Raw genomic sequence first — 25,510 nt, 5'->3', positions numbered from 1 at the left:
GCCACCTGGCTGGTCTTCATCGCGACCAGGTCGGCCGTTTCCAGTGCACGCACCTGGGCCGTCGTCAGGGCCGCGGTCTGGGCCGTCGTCAGCGCAGTCGCCTGGGCGGTGGTCAGTGCCACGATCTGGGCGGTGGTCAAGCCCGAGGATACCTGCGCAGTGGTCAATGCAGCGACGTCGGCGGTCTGGAACGCCGCGACCTGGACGGATGTAAATGCTGCCAACTGAGCAGTACTCAAGGCAAGCATGTCAGAGGTTTGCAGCGCAACAATTTGTGACGTCGTTAGTGCCTGGATTTGGGCGGTCGTCATTCCGACTACAACGGAAGCCATTCGTAAAACCTTTACATTTAATAAACGATGTTCGGAAAAGTCGCTTTCTGCCGTGCACTATTCCACAAAATATTTCCCTGAGGATACACCCAAAACTGCGCTCACGAATTCTTTACGGCAAGAGACTCAAATCCTGAAGTGTTGTCGGTTGTTTTTTCACGACTACAAGAACTGTCCTTGCTGAGCATTGCATAAAACGTAAAGGCAACAAATAATTACATGCTGCAAGCAAATGCCACCGTGTCAATACAATGAAAGCAGTTGTATTTACACTTGGACATGATCATTTTGGCAGTTTTGCATATTAGAAATACAACAAATACATATAAAGAGGGATGGGCAGCAATGGTTACGAAGACGGGTTCGGCAGGTAACGACATACTCGACGGTACGAATGACGCAGACAGCTTGACCGGCGGCCGTGGCAATGACACGCTGAACGGCGGCCTTGGCGCCGACGCGTACTACTTCATCAAAGGCGATGGGTACGACACCATCAGCGACTACGATACGAATCTCACGGCACTGGACCGGGTTGTGTTCAAGGACCTGGCGTCGACGGACATGAAGAGCGTTACCCGCAGCGGCAACGACCTGATTTTCTATTACGGCGCCGATGATCGGCTGACCGTCAAAGACTACTTCTACAACGCCAATTATCGGATTGAAACATTCCAGTTCACTAATGGTTCCATGAACCTGGCCCAGATTGCCAAACTCGTGGTGTATTCCGAGGGGAACGACAGCTTCGATGGGTTCAGTGACTTGTCGAACACGATCCGCGGCCTGGGTGGCAACGACGCGATCCGGGGCGGTGAGCTGACTGATCTGCTGTACGGCGATGCGGGCGACGATAGCTTGAGTGGCAATAACGGCGCCGACCAGCTGACCGGCGGTCGCGGCGATGACATCCTGAGCGGCGGCGACGGTGCGGATATCTATCATCTCGCCAAAGGGGATGGAAGCGACGTCATACGCGACTACCACGACAATTCGACGCCGATCGACACGATCGTGTTCAAGGACGTCACAAGCGCCGACATCAAGCAGGTCTACCGGACCGGCAATGACCTGGTGCTGGAATACGGCGCGGAAGATATGGTCACCGTGGCCGATTATTTCTATTCCGTGAAGTACCAGGTCGAGGGGGTGAAATTCGCCGACGGCCAGATGTGGAATCGGGCCGCCATCGCGACCCGGCTCGTGTATTCGGAAGGCGACGACAGCTACAGCGGCTTTACCGATCTCGCCAACAAGATCTCCGGCCTTGGCGGGAATGACAGCATCACGGGCGGCGCCCTGAATGACGTTCTCAACGGTGACGATGGAGAGGATGTGCTCAGGGGCGGTGGCGGCAACGACACCCTGGTCGGCGGCCTCGGCGCCGACCAACTTGAGGGTGAAGCCGGCAATGACACCTATCTGGTCAGGAAAGGCGACGGCGTCGACACGATCCATGACTACAGCTCGAGCACCGTCGATATCGATGTCGTGAGCTTTTCCGATGTCGCGGTCGGCGATGTCCGGTCGGTCTCCCGCCAGGGCAACGACTTGCTGATCCAGTATGGGACCACCGACACCGTCATCGTCAATGCCTACTTCTACAGCAAGGCCTACCAGGTCGAGAAATTTTCCTTCAGTGGCGGCGTTTCCTGGGACAAGGCCGCGATTGCCAGCCGACTGGTCTACACCGCAGGTAACGACAGCTACACCGGATTCGATGACGTCGCCAATACGATCCACGGCCTTGGTGGCGATGACCGGATCACCGGCGGCGCCCTGGCCGATGTCCTGCATGGCGATGCCGGCGCGGACCGCCTGCTTGGCGCCGGGGGTGACGATACCCTGATCGGCGGTATCGGCAATGACTTTCTCGAGGGCGGCGCAGGCAACGACATCTATAGCTATACGAAGGGGGCCGCCGCGGATGCCATCAATGACTACAGCAACTCGGTAACCGAAGTCGATACCCTGCGCTTCGAAGGCATTGCTTCCACGTCAGTGACCTCGGTAGGGCGCCTCGGCAACAACCTGGTCATCAAGCTGGGCGCGACCGACCGGGTCACTGTCAACGATTACTTCTATCATCGCAACTACGAGGTGGACCGCTTCGCCTTCAGCGACACGACATGGACCCGGACTGCTATCGCGCAGCGCCTGGCGGCCACCGAAGGCGATGACAGCTTCAACGGGTTCGAGGACGCGGCCAACGTGATCCATGGACTTGGCGGCAACGACCGGATCAACGGCGGCGTACTCGTCGATACCCTGTATGGCGACGCCGGCGACGATACCCTGCGCGGCGGCGCCGGAAACGACACCCTGTCGGGCGGTACGGGCGACGACAGGCTGGAGGGCGGCGCCGGAAATGACACCTACCTGTTCCGCCGCGGCGATGGAACCGACAGCATCAACGACTACGACAGCGCAGGGACGGCGGTCGATACGGTGCAGTTCCTCGACTATAACCAGCGCGACATCACCAGGATCGCCCGCTCGGGCAACGATCTCGTCGTGAGTTTCGCCAACCGCGACAAGATGGTCGTTGAGAATTATTTCTACAACATCAGCTACCGTGTCGAGCAGTACAAATTTGCTGACGGCACCATCGTCAAGGGCTTCACTGTCGGCGCCGAGGGGCAGGATACGATCAACGGCACCAGCGGCAACGACCTGCTTGATGGCGGCGCCGGCGCCGATACGATGACAGGCGGGCTTGGGGACGATCTCTACATGCTCGACAATAGCGGCGATGTCGCGGTCGAGGTGGCCAATGGCGGCAACGACACCGTAGTCGTCGGCTTCAACTATTCGCTCAGCAATAGACCTCATATCGAAAACGTCTTCCTGACCGGCACCGCCAATTATTTTGTGACCGGTAATAGTGCCGATAATATCCTTGTCGGCAATTCCGGCAGCAATTCCCTTTCAGGGGGCCTCGGCAACGACTACCTGGATGGCAAGGCAGGCGCGGACCCGCTGAGCGGCTTGCAGGGGAATGACACCTACATCATCGATCACACCGGCGACATCATCCAGGAACTGGAAGATGTCGGTGGCGGGTATGGCGGCAAGGACATCGTCCAGAGCTCGATCAGCTACACGCTCGGCGCCGCCCTGGAAACGCTCGTGCTGTCGGGAACGGTGGCAATCAACGGTACCGGCAACGCTTCCGCCAATCTCATGGAAGGAAATATCGCGGCCAACGTTCTCGATGGAATGGGTGGCAAGGATCTCCTTGGCTTTACCCTGAACTCGTCCGTTGCCGGTACCGGGGTCGTGCTCAATCTCGGCATCGTCGACGCGAGCGGTTATTCGACCGCTTCGGGAGGCGCGGGCGCGGATAAGGTTCGCAATTTCGAAGATATCGCCGGATCGACGTTCGCCGACAACTTCACCGGCAATAGCGGCAACAACAGCATCCTGGGCTACGGCGGCGATGACGCGCTCAATGGCGGCGCGGGCGACGATATCCTGTCCGGAGGCGCCGGCAAGGATGTGCTGACCGGTGGCCTGGGGAAGGACTCCTTCGTGTTCGACGCAGCCCTCGGCAGCACCAATATCGACACCATCAAGGACTTCAGGGTGGAAGACGATGTGATCGGACTGTCGAAAGCCATTTTCAAGGCATTGCCGGGCGCGGCAGCGACGATCCTGGATGCGGGATGGCTGCATCAGGGCGCGGGTGTGACCAAGGCGATCGAAGCGGACGATTACATTATCTACAACAGCACCACGGGCGCGCTGTACTACGACGCCGATGGCAGCGGTACGGCGTCGGCTGCAATCCAGTTCGCATCGCTCACCGGCGTTCCCAAGCTGACTTATCTCGATTTCGGAATCGTCACATAAGGCAGGAAGCCTGATTTCAGGTCACCGAAAAAAACGGCTCACAGCGAAAGCGCTGTGAGCCGTTTTGTTTTGTACCCAACCTGAAGCCAGGCAACGATTCCACCCCGGAAGGGGGCAGTTTTCAAAAAATTTCCATGTTGTAATCGCTCAGGTACATCGCCCAGTCGGGCGATATCCGGAACCTGTCCCAACAGGTTCTTCAAAAACCAAACGAGAACGGATTCATGGCTAATATTGTCTTCCACACAGGTACCCGGGGCGCTTACGACACGACGTGGCAGGTCACGGCATTTGGCGCAAGGACGTCGACCAAGTTTGAATTCCTCGACGCCAACTATATCGCGCGCGAAAGCAACGAAGGAACTGGCTTCACCTATAGCGGCAACACCGTGATCGGCGGGAAGATCACGTCGACCTATCTGTTCTCCCAACGTGGCGAACTCACCCTGCAGTACACCGGCCTGGATGTCGCGGTCACGGAACGGAACTATCTGTTATCGTCCGGGACTTCCGGCTATGGCTACGAACAATATGTCCTGCGCGGCAATGACACCGTCACCGGTTCCGACTGGGACGACACCCTGACCGGTTCGAAAGGCAGCGACGTGCTCGATGGCGGCAAGGGCATCGATGTGCTGAGCTTCAGGGGATTCGGCGAGGCCGTCACCGTCAACCTGGCAAGCGGCCAGGCCGTCACCACGACCGGTACGTCGAAGCTGTCGAACATCGAGGACGTCGAGGGAACGGCGAGCGCGGACACGCTGACGGGCAACGCGGGCGATAACAGCTTCCAGGGCTTCGGCGGCAACGACAGGATCAACGGCGGCGCCGGCATCGACAGCAGCCTGTATTTCGACGCCAGCTCCGCGGTCAATGTCAATCTCGGCACCGGCGTCGTCACGGGCGGCAGCGGCAGCGATACCCTCACCTCGATCGAACGCGTCGTCGGCTCGCGCTTCAATGACGTGCTGACCGGCTCCGCCGCGGACGAATTCTTCGGTGGCGGCATGGGCGATGACATCATCAATGGCGGCGGCGGCGTGGACACGATCGAGTACGGCATCGTCACCGGCGGCGTGGAAGTGAACCTGACGACCGGTAAAACGCTCGGCGCCGCCGGCGTCGATACCATTTCCAACGTCGAGAACATCATCGGTTCGGTCTTCAACGACAAGCTCACCGGCAATGCGGCCACGAACATGCTGATCGGCGGGAACGGCAACGACCAGCTGAACGGCGCGGGCGGCATGGACATCATGGCGGGCGGCGACGGCAGCGATGTCTACTTCGTGGACAACCAGTACGACCTCGTCACCGAAGCCAACACCAGCCTGGCCATCGGCGGCAACGACACCGTGTACGTCACCGTCAGCTATATCCTGACCGCGAATGTCGAGAACCTGCGCATGAACTCGACCACGAACCTCAGCGGTACCGGCAATGCGCTGAACAATGGCATCGCCGGCAATGCCGGCGCCAACGTGCTGAACGGCTTGGCGGGCAACGACACGCTGACCGGAGGAGCCGGCAAGGATATCTTCGTCTTCAACACGGCGCTGGCAAAGAACATCGACAGGATCACGGACTTCTCGGCGGCCGACGACACCATCCGCCTGGAGAACGCGATCTTCACCAAGCTGGCCACGGCAAACGTGGCGCTGGCCGCCGCGAACTTCGCCGCGAATACGGCAGGCAAGGCCGTCGACAGCAACGACTTCATCGTCTACGACACCGATTCCGGCGCGCTGTACTACGACGCGGACGGCAACGGCGCGGGACTGGCGGTCCAGTTCGCGACGCTGACCGGCAACCCGGCCATCAGCGCAGCCGATTTCTTCATCGTGTAAGCGCTCAAGAAAGGGGAAGAGCGAAAATCGCCTGCAGGTCGTCCGGGCCGATCCCGGTCGCCAGTTCGGTTTCCGGCGCCAGCATGGCGTTCGCCAACTCGCCCTTGCGACGCTGCATGTCCTGGATTTTTTCCTCGAGCGTGCCGCGTGCGATCAGTTTGTAGACGAACACCGGCTGCTCCTGGCCGATACGCCAGGCGCGGTCGGTGGCCTGGTTTTCAGTGGCGGGGTTCCACCACGGATCGTAATGGATGACGGTGTCGGCCGCTGTGAGATTGAGCCCGACCCCGCCCGCCTTCAGGCTGACCAGGAACACCCCGGCCTGCCCCTGCTGGAACGCGGCCACGGGCGCAGCGCGGTCGACCGTATCGCCGGTCAGCACGGCGAACTCGACGGCGCGTGCGCGCAGTTCATCCGCGATCAGCGCGAGCATGCTGGTGAACTGGGAAAACACCAGCACCTTCCGCCCTTCGCTCAGCAAGGTCTCGAGCAATTCCATCAGCGTGTCCAGCTTGGCCGAACCGGCCTCGCCGGCGGACTTGAGCAGGCGTGGATCGCAGCACACCTGGCGCAGCTTGAGCAAGGCATCCAGGATCACGATCTGGCTGCGCGCCAGTCCCTTGCGGTCGATTTCGTCGCGCACCTTGCGGTCCATCGCCACGCGCACGGTCTCGTACAGGTCGCGCTGGGAGCCGCCCAGTTCGACGGGCAGCACGATCTCCGTCTTCGGCGGCAACTCGGTAGCCACCTTATCCTTGGTCCGCCTCAACATGAACGGTTTCAGGCGCCGTACCAGCAGTTCCTTGCGCAAGCTGTCGCCATGCTGCTCGATCGGTTTGCGGAACCCGGCATTGAATGCCTTCTCGTCGCCCAGCAGTCCTGGGATGAGGAAATGAAACTGCGACCATAGTTCGCCAAGATGGTTCTGCACCGGGGTGCCGGTCAGGCACAGGCGGTGCCGGGCATCGAGCAGGCGGGCCGCCTGGGCTGCCTTGGTGCGGCTGTTCTTGATGTATTGCGCCTCGTCGAGGATCAGGAGGTGGTAGCGATGCCGGCGCAGCGCCAGCTCGTCACGCGCCAGCAGGGCATAGGTGGTCAGCACCAGGTCGGCGCCGCCGATCTGCTCGAACAGCGCCGACCTGTCCTTCCCATACAGCAGCAATACGCGCAGGCCCGGGGCGAACCGGGCCGCTTCGGCCTGCCAGTTGGCCATCAGGCTGGTCGGCGCCACCACCAGCGCAGGAAGGTCGAGCCGTCCCGCTTCTTTTTCGACCAGGATATGGGCCAGGGTCTGGATGGTTTTGCCGAGCCCCATGTCGTCGGCCAGGATGCCGCCGAATTCGTATTCACGTAAGAACTGCAGCCATGCCAGTCCGGTGCGCTGGTAGGGGCGCAGGCTTGCCTGCAGGCCGGCCGGCAGCTCGACCGGCCGGATGCCGTCGAACTGGCTCAGCTTCCTGCCCAGTTCGCGCAGGCGTTCCCCGCCCAGCCAGCGCAACTGCGCCGCCCGTTCCAGCTCGGCAAGGCGTGCGGCGTCGGCGACCGGCAGGCGCAGCGCGCTGCCCATGCGTTCGCTGAAGTACAGTTCTCCCAGCGTGGCGAGAATGGGCTTGATGCGTCCCCATGGCAAGGCGACGCGTGTCACGGCGGATAACTCCACGATGACGTCGCTGGCGTCATCGATTGCCGCCAGGTTCGTGGCATCGAAGTCCTGCGGTGCATTGCGTATCATCTGCAGCAGCACCGGCAGCAGGGAATAGCGCCGGCCTTCGACCAGGATCCCGAGTTCGAGCGCGAACCAGGCATTGACGCCCTCGCCTTCCTCCGTCAGTTCGGCATACCAGTCCTGCGCTTCCGCCAGTTCGTAGCGGTAATCCTCTTCCATCTCGATCTGCCAGCCGGCGTCGCGCAGGCGCGGCAATGCCTGGCGCGCGAATGCCAGCCAGGCCGCCGGGTTCGGCAACTGCAAGACAGCATCGGGCATATCACACAGCGGAGAACTGGCTGTCGGCGCGACAAATCCGAGCTCGGCGAGGGCGGCGGCGGCGGCGCGTTCGGCATCCGCGTCACGCTCGATCAGTTCGACCGTGTTGCCGGTCACCCTGCGCAGCACCGACTCGTCGACGCCTCCGGTCAGAAGACCGTCATAGTCGAAGAACAGCTCTGCGTAATCATGCCATTGCAGGACACCGCGGACCTCCGTCACCAGGCTGTCCAGCAACAGATGCGGTGTCGGCGCGATCTTGCGCCGCCGGCGCGTCCGCAGCGCTTGCGGCGCGGGCAGGATGCGGTCCAGGCCTTGCTCGACCAGGCGCGCCGCCATGCCTGCGCGCTCCTCCGCGTGCAGCACCGGGGCCTGCGCCACCAGGTTCAGCAAGGTGGCGGGAGGGAGGGCCGCGAGCGCCTGCGGCACCACCAGTTCGCCCAGCATGCCCTGATCCAGGTAGCACATCGGCTCGGTCGGCAGTAGGTGCTCGACCGCCGCGCCATCGTCGAACCGCCAGCACAGCCTGACCGATTCGCTCCCTTTCGCCTCGGCATGCCAGCCGGGCGCCGCGTGCCGCAGCGGTCCGGGACGGAGCGGATACAGCCTGCCGCGCCTCAGGTCATCGATCGTGTCCGCCGATAGCAGCCGTCCTGCGGCGCACAGCAGGCCCAGCAAGCGGGCGCCGACCTGGCCGGCCGGCCTGACGTCGTCGTTGTACATGCTGCTCGCGCGCAGCGCGGCGAACAGGCGGATCGGCTCTTCGTCATCCTGCCCGACATAATCCGGCCTGGCGACCAGCAAGCCGTAGAGCTCGTTGACGAGCGTGGCCGCACCGATGCTGCCATCCTTGCGCAGGCGCGCCTTGCACAGGTGCAGCCGTGGCGAGCCGCCGCGCAAGCCGGGAACCAGCACGTAGACGAGCCGGTATGCCGGGCCGGACGCCGGCGCCGCCTCGGCCCGCGCAGCCATTTGCATGTGAGCCAGCGCCAGTTGCTTCAGCCAGTTCTCGGACGCCGCCGACAAGTCCGGCCCCGGCAAAGCCGGCAAGGCCGGCAAACGCTCGGCTTGTTTCAGGCTGGCGAGTAATACCGCCACAACATGTTTGCAGTTATAGGACATCGGGCAGCTGCAACTGCCCTCGACCTTGAGGCCATGACGGCCTGCGGCAAGGCGGATCGACTGCTGGTAGACATTCGCACCGCTGCCGCTGACTTCGCCATGAAAGCGGTCGCCCTCCCGGCGAACGCTGACCACCATTCCTTTCCTGGCATAGCCTTCGCCACGCGCAAAGGTCGCAGGATCGAACTGGCGTACGAGATCCTCGGGAGTAAAGTGCATCATGCAGCAGGCGGACCATGTTAATCAATGCGCCATTATCGCCGATCGCCAGGCACGCCTGCCTGGCGGTTCGGGGGTCCGCCGTGTTGCCAGCCCCTATTTGGCTGCCACCTTGATCTGCTCGACATCGAGCGTCGATTCGCCGAAGGTTTCCTTGTCAAACTCTCCGATCAGCTCCACCACCGTGTTGTGGTCGATGGTCGTGCCTTCAGGGAAGAGTTTCGACGAAATCTCCACGGTGATCTTGCCGCTCTGGTCGGCAAACTCATACTCGTCACCGCCCTTGTGGCTGACCAGCTTGCCTTTCAGCTTGACGTACTGGTCGTCCTTGCCCTTGTCCAGCAAATCCCTGGCGCTCATCAGCGGCACGCTCGACGGGCCGGTGTAGCCCGCCGAGGCCGGCGCCGGCTTGGTCGACGGTCCGGTATAGCTGCCCGGTTGCGCGATGGCGACGGCCGACCCGGCAAGCAGGGCGGCGGCGATGCAGGAGATCTTGGTAATCCGTTTCATGGTCAGTCCTTTGGTCGTGTAAGCGGGTTTGTCGTAGCCGGCTGCTTGCAGCAGGCACAGACGCATTACACCGGGCGGACATTAACCCGATCTTAAGACGCGCCGGACCGCGGCAGATCGAGCGACACACCCAGCCCGCGGCCATCCAGGCCGCTGCCGAACGCGAGCTCGATGCCGTGCAGGTCGACGATGCGCTTGACGATGGACAGCCCCAGTCCGCTGCCGCCCTGCCCCTGCCCCAGCACGCGGAAGAAGCGTTCGGTCAGGCGCGTGCGGCTGGCGTCGTCGACGCCGGGTCCGTCGTCGCGCACGACGATGCGGTCCCGGCCCGCATGCCGTGCCGCCACGATCTCGACCCGGCTGCCGGCCGGGCAATAGCGCAGCGCATTGTCGACCAGGTTGCGCAACACGATCTCCAGCATCTGCGGGTCGGCCTCCACCACATCCAGTTCGCAGCGCACGCCGAGCGCGATGCCGCGCTGCGCCGCCTCCTGCGCATAGGCGGCCAGCAGCCGCTCCAGCAAGGGCGCCAGCGCCACCGGCTGGCGCACCAGCTGCTCGCGCGCCAGCGGGTCCAGGCGGGCCAGGGTCAGCAGGCTGTCGACCAGCGCCGTCATGCGCGCGATATCCTGGCGCAGCTTTTGGAAAGGCGCGGCCAGGTCCGGATGCTGGCGTTGCAGCAGCTGCACGTGCATGTGCAGCCCGGCCAGCGGCGTGCGCAGCTCGTGGGCGGCGTCGGCGGTGAAGCGGCGCTCGGCCTGCAGCGCCGCGTCGAGGCGACCCAGCACGCCGTTCAGCGCCTGCACGATCGGCAGCAGCTCGCGCGGCTGGCCGGCGGTCGGTACCAGCGCCAGGTCGTCCGGCGTCTTGGCCGCCATCGCCGACGCGGTCCGGCGCAAGGGCTTCAGCACGCGCCCGGTCAGTATCCAGCACACCAGCGCCAGCAGCACCAGCACGCCCAGCACCGGCAACCAGAGCGATTCGGCCAGTTCCTCCAGGATCTCGAAGCGTTTCTCATGCTCCTGGCCGACCTGCACCTCGAAGCGGCGCGCCTCGTCGCGCACCACGAACACCCGCCAGCGGTTGCCGTCGACTTCAGGATCCGCAAAGCCGTCCCGATCGTCGAAGCCAAGGACGAAAGGACGCAGCGGCGCGCCTTCGGTACGCTGCAGCACCCGGCCATCGGCCACGATCTGGTACTGCATGTCGACCTTGCGTCCAGGCCCGCCATCGGGCGGCCGCGCCTGCGCCAGCAGGCCGCGCTCGTCCCAGTCGGTGGTGGCGGCCATGAGCATGTAGCCCGACTCCTCGAGCGCGTCGTCGAACACCTCGTTGGTCTCCTGCCACGAGATGACCGTGACGATGCCCAGGCTGGCCAGCCATAGCACGATGCTGGCCGAGACGATCGCGGCCAGCAGGCGCCGCCGCAGCGACCAGGGCGGCGCATCGGCCATGCCTGCCGGTTCAGCCGCCATCGTTCTTCAGGCGGTAGCCGAGGCCGCGCACGGTGACGATGCTGTCGCTGCCCAGCTTCTTGCGCAGGTTGTGGATGTACACCTCGATGGCGTTGCTCTCCACCTCATCGCCCCAGCCATACAGCGTTTCCTCGATCTGGGCGCGGGTGACGATGCTGTTCTTGCGCAGCATGAGCGCATACAGCACGTGGTATTCGCGCGCGGTCAGCGCGACCGGCCGTCCTTCCAGGCTGGCCTGCCTGGTCTCCAGGTTGAGGACGATGCCGGCGTGCGCCAGCTCATTGCTCACCTGGTTGGCGCTGCGCCGGACCGCGGCCCGGATGCGGGCCGACATTTCCTCCAGCTCGAACGGCTTGACCAGGTAATCGTCGGCGCCCAGGTCCAGCCCTTCGACCCGGTCCGCCAGCGCGTTGAAGGCGGTGATCAGGATGACCGGGACGTGGTTTCCCGCCGCGCGCAGGGTGGCCAGCAAGGCGTCGCCGGACAGGCCCGGCAGGCCGCGATCGAGCAGCACGCAATCGTAATGGTGGGTCTGCAGGGCGGTATGGGCGGAATCGCCGCGCTGCACCCAGTCCACCGCGTGCTGGTCCAGCCGCAGCCACGCGAGGATGGTCTCGCCCAGGGAAATATCATCTTCGACCAGCAGAATACGCATGACGGGACCCGATTGGAAAGTGGCATACGGACATCGCTGCCGAGTGTGCCCCGGCAAGATGAATCGAATCTTAAGATCCCTTACTTCGCCCGCACCACCTGGAGCTTGGTCTTCCTGCCCTTGCGGTAGGTGAACAGCGTGAGTGCGGCATCGCGCAGGTCGCCCCTGGCGTCGAAGGCGATGGTGCCGGTGATTCCCTCATGCCGGATGTTCGCCAGCGCGGGCAGGAAGCTGGCCGGATCGGACGACTGGGCCTGCTGCATCGCCGCGGCAAACACCATCACCGCGTCGTACGCATAGGGTGCGTAGGTCTGGAGTTCGATCTTGTAGCGCTGGCGATAGCGCTCGGTGAAGGCGGCATAGCCGGCTTCCTGCGGGCCGCTGACGCCGCCCGCGACCACGCAGATCACCTTGTCGTCGCCCAGCGCGTCGCCCGCCAGCAGCGGCAGCTTTTCGGAACAGATGCCGTCACCCGAGACCAGCCTGGCCTGGATGCCGAGCGCCTTCATCTGCTTGAGCATGGGTCCGGCCACCGCATCCATGCCGCCGTAGAAAATCACATCGGGATCGCGTGCACGGATCTGCGTCAGGATGGCGCTGAAATCGGTCGCCCTGTCGTTGGTGAACTGGCGGCTGACGATGGATGCCGCGCCGCCGGCGCTTTTCACGCCCTTGACGAATTCGTCGGCCAGTCCCTGGCCGAAGGCCGTGCGGTCGTCGATGACCGCGATCTTCTTCGCCTTGAGCGTGTCGATCGAGTAGCGCGCCAGCGTGCGTCCGACCAGGTTGTCGTTGGCCACGATCCGGAACGCGGTCTTGAACCCCTGGTGCGTGTACAGCGGCGTGGTGGCGGCCGGCGAGATCTGGGGGATGCCGGCATTCGCGTAAATCTTCGACGCCGGCACCGTGGTGCCCGAGTTCAGGTGGCCGACCACCGCCGCCACGCCCGCATCGACCAGCTTTTGCGCGACGGCCGTCCCCATCCTCGGATCGCTGCCGTCGTCCTCGGCCGCCAGTACCCACCTGACCTTCTTCCCGCCGATCGTGAGGCCCCTGGCGTTGAGGTCGTCGATCGCCATGCGCGCCCCGTTCTCGATGTCCTTGCCCTGGTGCGCGCCGGGACCGGACAGCGGCGATGCGCTGCCGATCCTGATGTCGGATTGTGCGTGCGCACAGGGCGCGACCGCCAGGGAAAGCAGGAAGAAGACGATGAGGGCGGGACAACGCATGGCTGGTTCCTTGAAGACTTGTGCTCATTGTAATGCCGGGCCGTTCCTTGACTGAAAGGCAAACGTGCGGGCCAAAAATAAATCGCATGCGCTGCCATCGAAAGCGCTTGACACCCTCAAAGATACGGCTATACTCCTCACATCGAAACCGATTTGATCGGTACCGATTAAAACCCACCGACACTTAAAGGACGTAATCATGAGCAAGATTAAACAAGTACTGGCCACCGGCAAAACCCGCACCATCGGCAGCGACGCCGAGATCATTTCGGGCAACCACGAAGGCAAGCTGAACATTAATCTGAGCGTCCCTGGCAACAGCGCCGCCCCTTCCTACCTGTTCGATGAAGTCGGCGCCCACCCGACCGCCGAGCAGCTCTTCGCCGGCGCCTGGTCGGCCTGCTACATCGCCGCCGTCGGCATCGTGGCCAAGCAAAAGCAAGTGATCCTGCCGGCCGACACCGCGGTGGAAATCGAGGTGGACCTGGGCGCGGGCGGCAACGAGTACTTCCTGCAGGCGCGCCTGACCCTGATCGTGCCCGGCCTCGACCACGAGGTGGCCACCGCGGTTGCGCACGCTGCCGACGCCATGTGCCCGTACTCGAAAGCCACCCGCGGCAACATCGACGTGGCCCTGAACGTCATCACCGCCTGATCTTGCATAGCAAAACAGTAGCGCGCGATTTGAGCGCTACCGATACACAACCATCAAAGGACACCATCATGAGCAAAATCAAGCAAGTACTGGCCACCGGCAAAACCCGCACCACCGGCGCCGACGCCGAGATCATTTCGGGCAACCACGAAGGCAAGCTGAACATCGACCTGAGCGTACCCGGCAACAGCGCCGCCCCCGCCTACCGCTTCGCTGAAGTCGGCGCCCACCCGACCGCCGAGCAGCTCTTCGCCGGCGCCTGGTCGGCCTGCTACAGCGCCGCCGTCGGCATCGTGGCCAAGCAAAAGAAAGTGATCCTGCCGGCCGACACCGCGGTGGAAATCGAGGTGGACCTGGGTGCGGGCGGCAACGAGTACTTCCTGCAGGCGCGCCTGAACCTGATCGTGCCCGGCCTCGACCACGAGGTGGCCACCGCGATTGCACACGCTGCCGACGCCATGTGCCCGTACTCGAAAGCCACCCGCGGCAACATCGACGTGGCCCTGAACGTGGTCACCGCCTGATGCTTGGGCGACCCTGAAGCAAGCCGGGCGCCGGCTGCCCGGCGCCCGGAACGCGACACCGGCCTGGCGGCCGGCGTCGCCATGCTTACCAGAAGATCACGCGGTCCTGCGGCGCCAGGTACATCTTGTCGCCCGGCTTGACGCCGAAGGCTTCGTAGAAGCCCGGATGGTTGCGCAGGCTGCCGTTGACGCGGAATTCCGCCGGCGAGTGCGGATCGGCCTTGATCTGGGCGATCAGGCTGGCGTCGCGCGCCTTGCCGCGGCGCGCCTGGGCCAGGCCCATGAACAGGCGCTGCTCGGCGGTGAAGCCGTCGATCACCGGTCCCGGCCTGCCGGCCAGGTAGATCTTGTAGGCGCGGCTGGCCATGATGGCGCCGGCGTTGTCGGCGATGTTCTCGCCCAGGGTCAGTTCGCCGTTCAGCTTGTAGCCCGGCAGCGGGCTGTAGGCGCCATACTGCGCGACCAGCACCTTGCCGCGCGCCGCGAACTGCTCCGCATCCTGCCTGGCCCACCAGTTGCGCAGGTTGCCGTCGCCGTCGAACTGCGCGCCCTGGTCGTCGAACGCGTGGCTGATCTCGTGGCCGATCGAGATGCCGACCGCGCCATAGTTCACCGCCGGTTCGGCGTTCGCGTCGTACAGCGGATACTGCAGGCGCGCCGCCGGGAACACGACTTCGTTCAGTTCCGGGTTGTAGTAGGCGTTGACGGTCTGCGGCGACATGCTCCAGATGCTGCGGTCGACCGGCTTGCCGAGGCGTTTCACCTCGACCTCGTGGGCGAACTCGCGCGAGCGCATCACGTTGCCGACCAGGTCGCCGCGTGCGATCGCCAGCGCCGAATAATCGCGCCACTTGTCCGGATAGCCGATCTTCACGCTGATCTTCGACAGCTTGATCCGGGCCTGCTGCTTGGTCTCGGGGGTCATCCAGTCGAGCGTCTCGATGCCTTCGCGGAAGGCGGCGATGAAGTTCTTCGCCATGTCCTCGACCTGCTGCTTGCGCTCGGCCGGGAAATGCCGGGCGACGTAGGCCTTGCCGACCACTTCGCTCAGGTCACGGTTGATCTGGGCGATCGCGCGCTTTTCCAGCGGGCGGTTCACCTTGGCGCCGGACAGCACGCTGCCGCGGAAGGCGAAGCTCTCGTCCACGAAGGGCTGCGACAGGTAGGGCGCGTAGGCGCTCAGCAGGCGGAATTCGAAATACGGTTTCCACGTGCTCATGGGGGTGGCTGCGATCAGCTTGCCGAGTGCGGCCAGGTAGCTCGGCTGGCTGACGATCAGCGAATCGACCTTGCCGGCGGCGCCGATGTCCTTCAGGTAGGCGTCCCAGTCGAAACCGGGCATCACGGCCTGCATCTGCGCCAGGCTGAACTTGTTGTAGGCCTTGACCGGATCGCGGTTCTCGACCGCGCTCCATTGCACGCGCGCGAGCTCGGTCTCCAGCGCCACGATCTGCTGCGCCTTGGCCGCGGCATCGGGGTGGCCGGCCAGCGCCAGCATCTTCTCCACATGGACCTGGTACCTGGCGCGGATGTCCTTCAGGCGCGCGTCGTCCTGCGACAGGTAGTAGTCGCGGTCCGGCATGCCCAGGCCCGATTGCGCGATGTCGAGGACGTAGCGGGTCGAATCCTTGTTGTCCTGGTGAATGTACATATCGAGCGGGCCGCCTGCGCCGATGCGCGAGAAGCGCGCCATCAGCGGCGCCAGCGCGCGCCTGTCGTCCAGCGCCGCGATGCGTGCCAGATCGGCCTTCAGCGGCGCCAGGCCCAGTTCGTTGCGGCGCTGCTCGTCCACGTAGCTGGCGTAGTAGTCGCCCATCTTGCGGGCGTCGGAGCCGGGGGGCGCGTCCTTCATGGCAGCGGCTTCCTCGACGATCGTGCGCAGCTGCTGCTCGACCTGGTCCTGGGCGATGTTGAAGGCGCCCCAGCTGGAACGGTCCGACGGGATATCGACGTCCTTCAGCCATTTGCCCTGGGTGTAGCGGAAGAAGTCGTCCTGCGCGCGCACGCCGCCGTCCATCGCCGCGACATCGATACCGGACACCGCCCTGGCCGCCGCCGCCGACGGCGCCACGCTGGGCGCCGCCGCGTCATGCGCGCCGGCATGGGCAGCGACTGCGAACAGCCCCGCGATCACACTGCTGCACAGCTTACGCTTCATGGTCTCTCTCCTTGTTGGAATAATTGTTGGGAATCGTCGGATGCTAATCCAAACGGCGGAGCCCGCCAAGTCCATTTGGATATGCATGCGGTATCGCGGAAAGCCTGTCCGTACAGGCGGTATGCGCCATGCACACGCTCTCGCCTTTCCGGAAAATACGACCCGCAGCATGCTTGTCTTGCCATACTGCAAAGCCAAACGGCGCCTTCCGCCATGCCGCGCGCGCGCCCGGCGGCGGCGGTGCGCCGGGTATCCGGAACCGGGGCTATACTGGGCCGACACCTTGATCGGCAAGCGGATGGGGCCTGGCCGCTGTTCGAGCACGGGCTCCTGCCCGGCGTCATCAGTCTTCCCGATGCGCCATGCTGTTGCCGATTGCCGGTCCATAGCGCTTGTTCGTTCCCGGCCGGGGCCGCGCCGCCCTGCTGCGGGACCGTACAGGCTCACGATTCATATACTCACAGGGGGCAGCATGCAAACAACCTGGATTATCTCGGCCAATGCAGGCCGTGCGAGGTTCTTTTCGGAGTCCGACCCGGCAGCGCCGCTGCAAGAAATCGAGGACATGGTCAACGCCGCCGCGCGCCTGCGCGTGACGGAAGCGGTATCGGACAAGATGGGTCCCACGGCCGCGACCAGCAGCAGTCACGGCATCGGCGGCTCGGAAGCGGCGGGATTCGCACACAATGCCAAGGCCGGCGCGCCCAACAAGTTGTACCAGCCGGCGCAAACGCCAGCCGAGCATGAAGCCGAGCTGTTCGCCAAGGAGATTTCGAACTATCTCGTGCAGGCACACGGCGAAGGCCGCTTCCAGAAGCTGGTCCTCTCCGCCTCGCCGCAGTTCCTCGGCGTCCTGCGCTCCAACCTGGACCCGCAGATCAAGCAGCTGATCAAGCTCGAGTTCAACAAGGACTATACGCACTCCAATGCGCAGGACCTGCGCGCGCACTTGCAGGCGCAGCAGAACAAGCCCGAGTAAGGCCGAGCCAGGAAGTTCCCATTGACGCCAACCGATGCCGGTTGGCGTTGTCGTTTCCCGGCCCGGTCCTGCCCGGGTTCCTAGTGCAGCGCCGCCGGTGCGCGCCTGGTCAGCACGACTTCCAGGTATTCCGCCGGCACCACCAGCGAATTCTGCCCTGCCGTATTGAAATGGCCGAGCAAGGCGAGGATGTCCTGTTCCAGCGCCTTGCCGGCATCGACATCGAGGATGGAAAACGCCTTGTGGATGGGGCCGTAGTAGGCGCGGAACACCTGCAGCCAGTGGTCGGCGGAGGCATAGCGGAAATTGAAGACTTTTTGCTCCGCCCGGGAGATCTGGGCAGTGGCGCCGAACAGCTGGTTCAGATACTCTTCGGATCCCCACAGCGAGGGCGATTTCAGCCCGGCCGGCGGCGGCATATGCTTGCCTATCGTCTTGAACAATTGCCCGATGAAGCCATCCGGTGTCCAGTTCGCCATGCCCATGCGGCCGCCGGGACGCACCACCCGGCACATTTCGTTGGCCGCGCGGGCATGATCCGGCGTGAACATGATGCCGAAGGTGGACAGCGCCACGTCGAAGCTGCCGTCGGGATACGGCAGCGCTTCCGCATCGGCTTCGCGGAAGTCGACGGCCAGGCCTTCGGCGGCGGCGCGCGTGCGGCCCTTGTCGAGCAGCGCCGGCACATAGTCGGTCGAGGTGACGTGGGCCCACCGGCGGGCGGCGGCGAGCGTGGCATTGCCGTTGCCGGCGGCGATATCGATCACGCGCTCGCCGGCGCAGATGTTGGCGGCCTCGGCGAGCGACTCGCCGACGATCTGGAGTGTGACGCCGACGATGGCGAAGTCGCCGCTCGCCCAGGTTGCCTGCTGGCGCTGCTTGATTGCGGCCAGGTCGGGTGGCGCCGCGTCGCTTCCTTGCTGGGATGAAGATGATGGCTGGAGTGGCTGGGTCATTGCAGTCTCCTTGAGATATTCGTCCCGGACAGGTCGCCGCGACAACGCTGCGGCGAAGGCCTGGCCACGTGGGGACGACGCGCTGCTGGCTTCCAGGCCAAGCCTGTGGACACAGAAATTAGACCATCTTCCCATCCAAGACGCCATCGACACTTCTCTCATTTGGCATGAGGGCGACACGCAGCCTTGCTCAGGTCTCCACCATCCGGCGCATGCGGCGCCGCAGTTCGCGCTCGCGCACGACATGCTCGCTCCAGTCCTGGCGCAGGGCGCGCCACAAGGCAATGACCATCAGCACGATGACCAGGGTAAAGGGCAGCGCAAAGACGATGGTGGCCGTCTGCACCGCTTTCAGGCCGCCCGCCAGCAACAGGCTGATGGCGATGCCGGCGATCAGTGTTCCCCAGACCAGCCCGATGCCCATGCCGGCCGCAAACAGCATGGCGAACCAGCTGCCGACCGAAAACTCCGGTTCCTCGTCCTCGCCGCCAAGCCTGAGATTGCCGTAGCGGCTGGTGGCGACGAACAGTGCGAACAGGACCAGTCCCAGGACGATCCACAGGTACATCCAGCCGAAGTTGCGGGTGATGAGCGCGAGCGCGGTGTCGAAAACGGAAGACATGTTGTCGGGTGCGAGGATGCCCCACAACACGACGGCGAGGATGAAACCCGCCGAGAGCGTCGTTTGCATGATGACTCCTGAAGGCAAACGCTAGTGGGTCACTTGGCAACGGAGTGGCCAAGTGACCCACTAGTGCGTTTTTGTGACAAAAAAGCCTTCCATTGCAGGACACTCATCTTTTTCGCGTTTCCTGCGGTGCTCGGTATTGACGCAGCGGCGGCGCCTCCCCGCTGCCGGGACCGGGTCTGCCTGAAGTCTCCCTTGCCTTGATTTCCGGGGATGCGGCGCTAGGCTGAAGGTATCGGCCATCCATGGCGGGGTCCATCACGCCTGCCGCGGGGGCCGACAACCCGAGGAGATCATCATGGACGCACAACAAAACAAACAGCTGGTCCAGGAGGGTTACCGGCTGTTCCAGAGCGGCGATATCGCCGGGCTGCTGGAACGCTATCACGACGACGCAGAGTGGATCATCCCGGAATCGGAATATGTACCCTTCTCCGGTTCCTTCCACGGCAAGGCGGGCATCGCCGAGTTCTTCAGCAAGCTTGCCAGCTCCGTGGAAACCCAGCGTTTCGAACTCAAGGAATGCATCGCCGAAGGTGACAAGGTGGTCGCCCTCGGGGAAGCTGCCTGGGTAGCCAGGCCGACCGGACGCAGCTATGAAACCCCGTGGGCGCATGTGTTCACCATGCGCGACGGCAAGGTGGCCCGGTTCGAAGCATTCAGCGACACCGGGGCAACCGTCAAGGCATTTCGTCCCGACATGGGCGCGCAGATCCCGATCGGCTCGCAACTGCATCATTGATTCCGTCCGGCTGGACGGCAACGCCGACGCCACCCTGCGGGTGGCGTTTTTCATGGCGCCGAATTCAGGGATGCAGCGACAGCACCATGTCTTCGTTACGGTCGGGTACGGAACGCGCGACATTGGCCACGGCGACAACAGCGACGACACCGGCGACGGACAGGATCAGGAGATAGCCGAACATGATGTGAGCACTTTCAGGAAGGTGTTGATCGGAGGCGCCGCAAGTCACTTTCATTTTGCAAGCGTGTGGTCATGGTAGGCCATAGACTTTCATTTTGCAAGCACTTACAATCGACCCATGGATACCCTCTCCCTGCCCGCCTGCCCGATGGCCCGCGCCGCCAGCCTGATCGGCGACGAATGGATCATGCTGCTCCTGCGCGAACTGTTCCAGGGGCCGCAGAAGTTCGACGAACTGCAGAAGAAGACCGGGGTGTCGACCAACATCCTGTCGAACCGCCTGAACCGTATGATGGAAGGCGGCATTCTTTCCAAGCAGCAGTACCAGGAACGCCCGCCGCGCTACGCCTACCGCCTGACCAAGGCCGGCCTGGCGCTGCTGCCGGTCGTGCTCGAACTGATGCGCTATGCCGAGGAATGGATGCCGTCCGAACAGGCCCCGCCGCTGCGCCTGCGCCACACGACCTGCGGCAGGATCACCCGCGCCGGCCAGTTCTGTTCCGAATGCGGCGAACCGGTCACGCTCAAGACCACGCGCCTGGAGCGCGGCGAGGCCGGCGCCGTGCAGGCGGACGCCTCCTGAGCTGTTGCGCGGCTGCCGCACATATTTCGCCACGACATCGCATTTCGCCGCATAATTGATTCCATCGAGTCAACACGCCATGCGATGTCCCGCCGTCCTTCCATCGACCTGCCCGCCGCACTGACGCACCGCCCCGCGAGGACGCCGGCATGACGACCCGGTTCCCTTCGCGCGTCTCGCGCCTGTACGAGGTCATGGACCTGATGCTCGACTCGGTCGGCGATCCGCTGGCGCTCGACAGCCTGGCGGCGTCGGCCAGCTATTCCTGCTTCCACTTCGACCGCATCTTCCGCGAGCTGACCGGCTTTTCGGCCGTCGAATACCAGCGCAAGCGCCGCCTGCGCCGCGCCGCCCACCTGCTGCGCCACGAGCCGGACGTGCCGGTCGTGCGCATCGCGCAGGACTGCGGCTTCCCGTCCAACGCGGCCTTCGCCAAGGCCTTCAAGCAGCAGTTCGCGATGTCCGCCAAGGCCTGGCGCGAAGGCGGCTGGCGCGCCTACATGGACGCCCAGGTCGGGCGCGAGAGCGACGTCAGCTTCTTCGTCGCCGAACCCGCCAACCTCGATGCGATCCTGGCGCCCTACTGTCCTCCCGAGCCGGGCAGCGTCGCCGCGCGCGTCAACGTGCGCAGCCTGCCGGCCGTGAGCCTGCGCTACCAGCGCTACTTCGGCCAGTCGGGGGCGGCGCTGTCGATCGCCTGCAATACCTTCATCTGCGAGCGCGAACAGGATGGCGGGGTGGCGCGCGGCGCGCCCTGGTACGGCGTGTTCGACGAGGACCCGGGCTTCACCGGGGAGCGCGAATACTGCTACGACTTCGGCTTCGCCAGCGACGGCGGCGACCCGGCCCTGGGGCTGCGCGTGCTGCCGGCCGGGATCTATGCCTGCCTCGATTTCCGCCACGAGTGGCCGCGCTTCCGCTCGATGTACGAGGACTGGCTCGACAGGCAGGCGCTGTGGCGCCTGGACAGCACGCGCCCGCATATCCAGAAGGTCGAGCGCGCCCCCGACGGCCAGTGGCAGGGCTGGCTCGCCCTGCCGGTCAAGAAGCGCTAGGCGCCAGCCGCATGAAGCGGCTCAGCACCAGCACCGGCAGCGCCGCCGCCAGCACCCACAGGAAGAAGTCGCGGTAGCCCAGCGCCTGCTGGATGTCGCCGCTGATCACCTTGAACAGCACGAAGCCGAGCTGCATGAAGCCGGTGCCGAGCGCATAGTGCGCGGCCTGGTAGCGGCCGCTGGCCACGACCTGCATGATGAACAGGATCACGCCCACGAAGCCGAATCCGTAGCCGAACATCTCGGCGCCCAGCGCGCTCGCGATCACGCCCAGCGCCTCGGGCTGGGCCTCGCTCAGGTACCAGAACACCGCGTTCGGCAGGTTCATCGCCACGATCAGGAAAGGCATGGCGCGCTTCAGGCCGAGCCAGGCCGTGAAATAGCCGCCGGCCATGCTGCCGGCCAGGAAGGCCGCGGTGCCGACGGTGCCGTACACCCAGCCCACTTCGGCGGTGCTCAGGCCCAGCCCGCCCACCGCGCGCGCGTCGCGCAGGAACAGCGGCCCGATGCTCTGGATCTGCCCCTCGCCGGCCCGGAACAGGACGATGAACAGGATCGCCATCCAGATCCCCGGCTTGGCGAAGAAGCTGCGGATCACATCGAGCAGGGTTGCCGCGATCGCGCCCAGGTCGCGCCGGACCGGCGCCGGCGCCGCTTCCCCGGCGGGCAGCGCACGCACGTGGTACAGGCCGAGCACCAGCATCAGGGCGCCGAGCAGGGCGAACACCGTGGTCCAGGCGCCGCTGGCGCCGATATGCTCCTCCAGGTAGCCCGCCAGGATCAGCAGGCCGCCCAGCGACAGGAACTTGGCGGCATTGAAGAAGGCGCCCTGCCAGCCGGCATAGGCGGCCTGCTCGCGCATGTCCAGGTTGGCGATGTAGATGCCGTCGGCCACGATGTCGTGCGTGCTCGACGCCAGCGCCACCAGCGCGAACAGCGCCATGCACAGCGCGAACCAGGCCGGCAGCTGCAGCGCCAGCGCGACCAGCCCGAGGCTGGCGCCGCCGATCAGCTGGAAGGCCACCACCGCCATGCGCTTGCTGGGCGCCAGTTCCAGGAACGGGCTCCAGAGCGCCTTGAAGGCCCAGGCCAGGCCCAGCGCCCCGGTCCAGCGCGCGATCTCGCCGTTGGACACGCCCATACTCTTGAGCATCTGCCCGGCCACCAGCGCCACCGCGTAGAACGGCAGTCCCTGCGCCAGGTACAGGGTCGGCACCCAGGCCAGCGGATGGCGGTGCGTGCCTACGGCGGCGGCGGGCGGGGTCAGGTCGTGCATGGCGCTCATGGCATATCCAGGGTCAGGCTGACGATGCGGCTGTGGCGGCCGCGGGTATCGAAACTGGCGATCCGGAACGTGCTGCCTGCCGCCAGCGGCACCGGCCCTGCATAGCGCGCCGCGCCCGCATGCGGCTCGGAACCGTCGACAGTGTAATGCAGGGCAAGTCCCGGCAAGGCGACATTCGCATGGGCCGCCCCGTCGCGCAGCAGCACGCCTGGCGGCGGCAGGCGGTAGCCATAGGGGCGCGGCGCGCGGTCCAGGCGCGGCAGCTCGCGCCGTCCGAGCCGGTTGGCGAATTCGTTCCAGTCGCGCTCCACCACGGCGGCGCGCTCGCGCGCGTCGGGGATGTGCTGCCAGCCGGGATCCGGCGCCCAGGCCCGCTCGGCCAGCGCGATCAGGCGCGGCAGCGCCAGGTAATCGATGCGCGCGGCGCTGCGCGCGTTCTCGCCCCACAGCTGCCCCTGCAGGCCAACGATGCGGCCATGGCTGCCGGCCTCCAGGCGCTGCATGCGCGCCAGCAGCGCCGGATCGAGCCTGCGTCCCATCGGGTCGTGTTCGAGCGTGGCGGCGGCGTCCAGCGGGCAGAAGGAAAACGCATGGCGGGTCTCGACGAAACCGGCCCAGTAGTAGCCCGGCTCCTCGGGATGCTTGGCATAGGCCAGGTCGAAGTACAGGTTGGACGCGTTGGACAGCACCACCTCGTAGCCGGCGTTGGCCAGCCGGTAGGCGCAGTCCTCCTGGCCCGAGCCCCAGGCATTGTTCCACACGTAGACGTGGAAGCCCGGCCCGGCGAAGCGCGGGTTGGGCCGCATCGCGCCGCCCTGCTCTTCCACCAGCGCGGTCTCTTCCCAGCCCGCGAAGCCGACCCCGTGGCGCGCCAGGATCGCGCGGCAGCGCGCCACGAAGTCGCCATGCAGCTGCGCCGCCGAGGTCCAGCCTTCCTGCGCCATCTTCGCGCGGCAGCGCGGCGACCCGAGCCAGGCGCCGGCCGGCACTTCGTCGCCGCCGGTGTGGATCACGCGCAGCATCACGCCGGCCTTGCGGTACAGCGCGCACACCGTTCCCACCACGGTGTCGATGAAGCGGTCGACCGAGGGCAGCGCGATGCAGATCACGTTGTCCTGCCACAGCTGGACCGATTCATAGTCGGAGCGGTCGTCCGGGTCGCTCAGCAGGTAGCGTTCGGCGCCTTCGAGGTCGCCGGCGGCGCGCAGGCGTTCGTAGCGGGCGCGCATCGCCACCACCGCCGCGCGCGCGTGGCCGGGCATGTTGAACTCCGGGATCACCTCGATGTGGCGCGCCTGCGCATGGCGCAGGATGGTGATGAATTCCTCGGCGCTGTAGTAGCCGGTGCCGGCCGAACCGTCGACGGCGGCGCCCGAGCCGAACGAGGGCGGCAGGCAGGACTGGCCATCGCTGGCGACGCCGCGGCGCGCGCCGATCGCGGTCAGTTCGGGCAGCGCGCCGATCGCCAGGCGCCAGCCTTCGTCGTCGGTCAGGTGGAAGTGAAAGCGGTTCAGCTTGTAGCTCGCCATGCAGTCGAGCAGGCGCAGCACGGTGTCGACGCCGGCGAAGTGGCGCGCCACGTCGAGCATCATGCCGCGGTAGCCGAAGCGCGGCGCATCCAGCACCCGTCCCAACGGCAGGCTGCCGTCCGGCGCCAGCAGCTGCGCCAGGCTCTGGATGGCGTTGAACACGCCGTGGCTGCCTGCGCCGCGGATGCGCACCTGGCCAGGCGTGATCACGATCTCGTAGGCCTCCTGCGGCGCGCCGGGCACGGCGCAATCGACCGGCCCGGTCTCGAGAGCGATGCCAGCCGCTTCGCCCGGCGCCGGCGGCAAGGCTTCCAGCATGGCCGCCAGCAGCGCCGCTTCGTTCACCAGGGCGGCTTCATGCAGCGGCAGGGAATCAGGTCCCAGGCGGCACCGTCCGGACTCGAAACGGGCCAGGAGCGGGCGCGGCGTGATGCGGCCCAGCTCGTCCTCCGGCAGCAGCCGCAGGCCGGCATTGCGCGCATGGCGGCGCCGCGCATCCTCGGTCGGCAGCCGGTCTTCGCTGCTGCGCCGGCGCTGCTCCGGCTGCGCGAAGGGCGCGATCGCCGGATCGCCCAGGTCGAGCGCTGCGCCGCCGTCTCCCGGGATCAGGTAAAAGCCGAGCGGCGCATCGGTGACGCTGATCGCCCAGTGCAGCGAACTGTACTCGACGCGGTGGCGCTGCCCCGGCAGCCAGGCGCCGGCGTCCGCCATCGTCAGGCGGAACAGGTCGCCGTTCAGGTGCTCGATCGCATAGCCTGGCGTCACGCTGCCGGCCAGCGCCTTGCGGCAGGTGTTGAAGCACACCGCCCATCCCGGGGCGAGCGCCTGCTCCGACACGTTGGTCAGCTCCAGGCGCGCCCGGAAGCTGGCGTCATCGAGGGTGTTGGTCAGGCATTCCCAGGACACGGCGACCGGCGTCGCGCCCGTTCCGGATTCATGCTCGCGCAT

Annotated in this window: 19 protein-coding genes and 1 pseudogene; 8 read left to right on the top strand and 12 right to left on the bottom strand. The window is 65.2% G+C overall.

Going from position 1 to position 25,510, the window contains the following annotated elements; translation table 11 throughout:
• The coding region (locus H162_RS0116610) for a hypothetical protein (protein ID WP_156885655.1) at nt 1–224 on the bottom strand (224 nt) is incomplete at its 3' end.
• A 453-nt stretch (nt 225–677) separates the two neighbouring features.
• Here H162_RS0116610 and H162_RS32730 point away from each other — a divergent pair.
• Nucleotides 678–4,184 carry a calcium-binding protein gene (locus tag H162_RS32730; RefSeq protein ID WP_169444508.1) on the top strand — a complete coding sequence of 1,169 codons (3,507 nt, stop codon included), beginning with the start codon at nt 678–680 and terminating at the stop codon, nt 4,182–4,184.
• A 224-nt stretch (nt 4,185–4,408) separates the two neighbouring features.
• The gene (locus H162_RS31100) at nt 4,409–6,031 is read left to right on the top strand and encodes a calcium-binding protein (RefSeq protein ID WP_020654612.1); all 1,623 of its coding nucleotides are present in this window, start codon (nt 4,409–4,411) and stop codon (nt 6,029–6,031) included.
• Between the two features lie 4 nt (nt 6,032–6,035).
• Here the strand turns inward: H162_RS31100 and H162_RS0116595 are convergent, their stop codons facing one another.
• From H162_RS0116595 to H162_RS0116575, 5 genes are all read right to left on the bottom strand, one after another.
• Complete coding sequence (locus H162_RS0116595) at nt 6,036–9,356, bottom strand: DEAD/DEAH box helicase (protein WP_040787612.1); 3,321 nt, start codon at nt 9,354–9,356, stop codon at nt 6,036–6,038.
• Between the two features lie 96 nt (nt 9,357–9,452).
• Nucleotides 9,453–9,866 carry a YgiW/YdeI family stress tolerance OB fold protein gene (locus tag H162_RS0116590; RefSeq protein WP_026354730.1) on the bottom strand — a complete coding sequence of 138 codons (414 nt, stop codon included), beginning with the start codon at nt 9,864–9,866 and terminating at the stop codon, nt 9,453–9,455.
• 92 nt (nt 9,867–9,958) lie between these two features.
• A complete protein-coding gene (locus H162_RS0116585; RefSeq protein WP_020654609.1) occupies nt 9,959–11,341 on the bottom strand; it encodes an ATP-binding protein in 1,383 nt (460 codons plus the stop codon).
• Nucleotides 11,331–11,996 (bottom strand): response regulator, encoded by a 666-nt coding sequence (locus tag H162_RS0116580; RefSeq protein ID WP_020654608.1) that lies wholly within the window; start codon nt 11,994–11,996, stop codon nt 11,331–11,333. Before H162_RS0116580 ends, H162_RS0116585 begins: the two co-directional genes overlap by 11 nt.
• Nucleotides 11,997–12,076: 80 nt before the next feature.
• The gene (locus H162_RS0116575; protein ID WP_020654607.1) at nt 12,077–13,225 is read right to left on the bottom strand and encodes a branched-chain amino acid ABC transporter substrate-binding protein; all 1,149 of its coding nucleotides are present in this window, start codon (nt 13,223–13,225) and stop codon (nt 12,077–12,079) included.
• A 199-nt stretch (nt 13,226–13,424) separates the two neighbouring features.
• Between H162_RS0116575 and H162_RS0116570 the strand changes: the two genes are divergently transcribed.
• Complete coding sequence (locus H162_RS0116570; RefSeq protein ID WP_020654606.1) at nt 13,425–13,880, top strand: Ohr family peroxiredoxin; 456 nt, start codon at nt 13,425–13,427, stop codon at nt 13,878–13,880.
• 68 nt (nt 13,881–13,948) lie between these two features.
• Nucleotides 13,949–14,404 carry an Ohr family peroxiredoxin gene (locus tag H162_RS0116565; RefSeq protein ID WP_020654605.1) on the top strand — a complete coding sequence of 152 codons (456 nt, stop codon included), beginning with the start codon at nt 13,949–13,951 and terminating at the stop codon, nt 14,402–14,404.
• Between the two features lie 85 nt (nt 14,405–14,489).
• On the opposite strand, the gene H162_RS0116560 is transcribed toward H162_RS0116565, so the two are convergent.
• Nucleotides 14,490–16,562 (bottom strand): M13 family metallopeptidase, encoded by a 2,073-nt coding sequence (locus tag H162_RS0116560; RefSeq protein ID WP_020654604.1) that lies wholly within the window; start codon nt 16,560–16,562, stop codon nt 14,490–14,492.
• A gap of 472 nt (nt 16,563–17,034) precedes the next feature.
• On the opposite strand from H162_RS0116560, the gene H162_RS0116555 reads away from it, so the two are divergent.
• Nucleotides 17,035–17,541: a host attachment protein gene (locus H162_RS0116555; protein WP_040787599.1), complete on the top strand. Its 507-nt coding sequence runs from the start codon at nt 17,035–17,037 to the stop codon at nt 17,539–17,541.
• Between the two features lie 80 nt (nt 17,542–17,621).
• Here H162_RS0116555 and H162_RS0116550 read toward each other — a convergent pair whose 3' ends face one another.
• The 3 genes and pseudogenes from H162_RS0116550 to H162_RS35300 all read right to left on the bottom strand — a co-directional run.
• On the bottom strand, nt 17,622–18,497 hold the full coding sequence (locus H162_RS0116550) for a class I SAM-dependent methyltransferase (protein ID WP_020654602.1): 876 nt from the start codon (nt 18,495–18,497) through the stop codon (nt 17,622–17,624).
• Nucleotides 18,498–18,687: 190 nt separating this feature from the next.
• Nucleotides 18,688–18,921: a BCCT family transporter gene (locus H162_RS35305; protein WP_229452109.1), complete on the bottom strand. Its 234-nt coding sequence runs from the start codon at nt 18,919–18,921 to the stop codon at nt 18,688–18,690.
• Nucleotides 18,898–19,188: pseudogene (locus tag H162_RS35300) on the bottom strand (BCCT family transporter); the annotation flags it as partial. The gene H162_RS35305 and the pseudogene H162_RS35300, both read right to left, overlap by 24 nt.
• A 295-nt stretch (nt 19,189–19,483) precedes the next feature.
• Between H162_RS35300 and H162_RS31095 the strand changes: the two are divergent.
• The 3 genes from H162_RS31095 (at nt 19,484) to H162_RS0116525 (ending at nt 21,748) form a co-directional block, all read left to right on the top strand.
• The gene (locus H162_RS31095; protein ID WP_020654600.1) at nt 19,484–19,927 is read left to right on the top strand and encodes a nuclear transport factor 2 family protein; all 444 of its coding nucleotides are present in this window, start codon (nt 19,484–19,486) and stop codon (nt 19,925–19,927) included.
• 301 nt (nt 19,928–20,228) lie between these two features.
• The gene (locus H162_RS0116530) at nt 20,229–20,693 is read left to right on the top strand and encodes a winged helix-turn-helix transcriptional regulator (protein ID WP_020654598.1); all 465 of its coding nucleotides are present in this window, start codon (nt 20,229–20,231) and stop codon (nt 20,691–20,693) included.
• A 149-nt stretch (nt 20,694–20,842) separates the two neighbouring features.
• On the top strand, nt 20,843–21,748 hold the full coding sequence (locus H162_RS0116525; RefSeq protein ID WP_020654597.1) for a helix-turn-helix domain-containing protein: 906 nt from the start codon (nt 20,843–20,845) through the stop codon (nt 21,746–21,748).
• Here H162_RS0116525 and H162_RS0116520 read toward each other — a convergent pair.
• Nucleotides 21,735–23,033, bottom strand: a complete 1,299-nt coding sequence (locus H162_RS0116520) for an MFS transporter (protein ID WP_020654596.1) — start codon at nt 23,031–23,033, stop codon at nt 21,735–21,737. The genes H162_RS0116525 and H162_RS0116520 overlap by 14 nt on opposite strands.
• Nucleotides 23,030–25,510, bottom strand: a complete 2,481-nt coding sequence (locus H162_RS0116515; protein ID WP_156885653.1) for a family 20 glycosylhydrolase — start codon at nt 25,508–25,510, stop codon at nt 23,030–23,032. Before H162_RS0116515 ends, H162_RS0116520 begins: the two co-directional genes overlap by 4 nt.

Origin of the sequence: Massilia niastensis DSM 21313 (genome assembly GCF_000382345.1) — a bacterium.
GTDB lineage: Bacteria > Pseudomonadota > Gammaproteobacteria > Burkholderiales > Burkholderiaceae_D > Telluria > Telluria niastensis.
The sequence above is the reverse complement of the archived record's forward strand: the minus strand, read 5'-3'. Positions and strand labels throughout refer to the sequence as shown.

Coding starts and splice junctions, on each gene's coding strand:
- H162_RS32730 (WP_169444508.1), top strand. CDS start 678: ATGGTTACGAAGACGGGTTCGGCAGGTAACGACATACTCGACGGTACG.
- H162_RS31100 (WP_020654612.1), top strand. CDS start 4,409: ATGGCTAATATTGTCTTCCACACAGGTACCCGGGGCGCTTACGACACG.
- H162_RS0116595 (WP_040787612.1), bottom strand. CDS start 9,356: ATGCACTTTACTCCCGAGGATCTCGTACGCCAGTTCGATCCTGCGACC.
- H162_RS0116590 (WP_026354730.1), bottom strand. CDS start 9,866: ATGAAACGGATTACCAAGATCTCCTGCATCGCCGCCGCCCTGCTTGCC.
- H162_RS0116585 (WP_020654609.1), bottom strand. CDS start 11,341: ATGGCGGCTGAACCGGCAGGCATGGCCGATGCGCCGCCCTGGTCGCTG.
- H162_RS0116580 (WP_020654608.1), bottom strand. CDS start 11,996: ATGCGTATTCTGCTGGTCGAAGATGATATTTCCCTGGGCGAGACCATC.
- H162_RS0116575 (WP_020654607.1), bottom strand. CDS start 13,225: ATGCGTTGTCCCGCCCTCATCGTCTTCTTCCTGCTTTCCCTGGCGGTC.
- H162_RS0116570 (WP_020654606.1), top strand. CDS start 13,425: ATGAGCAAGATTAAACAAGTACTGGCCACCGGCAAAACCCGCACCATC.
- H162_RS0116565 (WP_020654605.1), top strand. CDS start 13,949: ATGAGCAAAATCAAGCAAGTACTGGCCACCGGCAAAACCCGCACCACC.
- H162_RS0116560 (WP_020654604.1), bottom strand. CDS start 16,562: ATGAAGCGTAAGCTGTGCAGCAGTGTGATCGCGGGGCTGTTCGCAGTC.
- H162_RS0116555 (WP_040787599.1), top strand. CDS start 17,035: ATGCAAACAACCTGGATTATCTCGGCCAATGCAGGCCGTGCGAGGTTC.
- H162_RS0116550 (WP_020654602.1), bottom strand. CDS start 18,497: ATGACCCAGCCACTCCAGCCATCATCTTCATCCCAGCAAGGAAGCGAC.
- H162_RS35305 (WP_229452109.1), bottom strand. CDS start 18,921: ATGGGCATCGGGCTGGTCTGGGGAACACTGATCGCCGGCATCGCCATC.
- H162_RS31095 (WP_020654600.1), top strand. CDS start 19,484: ATGGACGCACAACAAAACAAACAGCTGGTCCAGGAGGGTTACCGGCTG.
- H162_RS0116530 (WP_020654598.1), top strand. CDS start 20,229: ATGGATACCCTCTCCCTGCCCGCCTGCCCGATGGCCCGCGCCGCCAGC.
- H162_RS0116525 (WP_020654597.1), top strand. CDS start 20,843: ATGACGACCCGGTTCCCTTCGCGCGTCTCGCGCCTGTACGAGGTCATG.
- H162_RS0116520 (WP_020654596.1), bottom strand. CDS start 23,033: ATGAGCGCCATGCACGACCTGACCCCGCCCGCCGCCGCCGTAGGCACG.
- H162_RS0116515 (WP_156885653.1), bottom strand. CDS start 25,510: ATGCGCGAGCATGAATCCGGAACGGGCGCGACGCCGGTCGCCGTGTCC.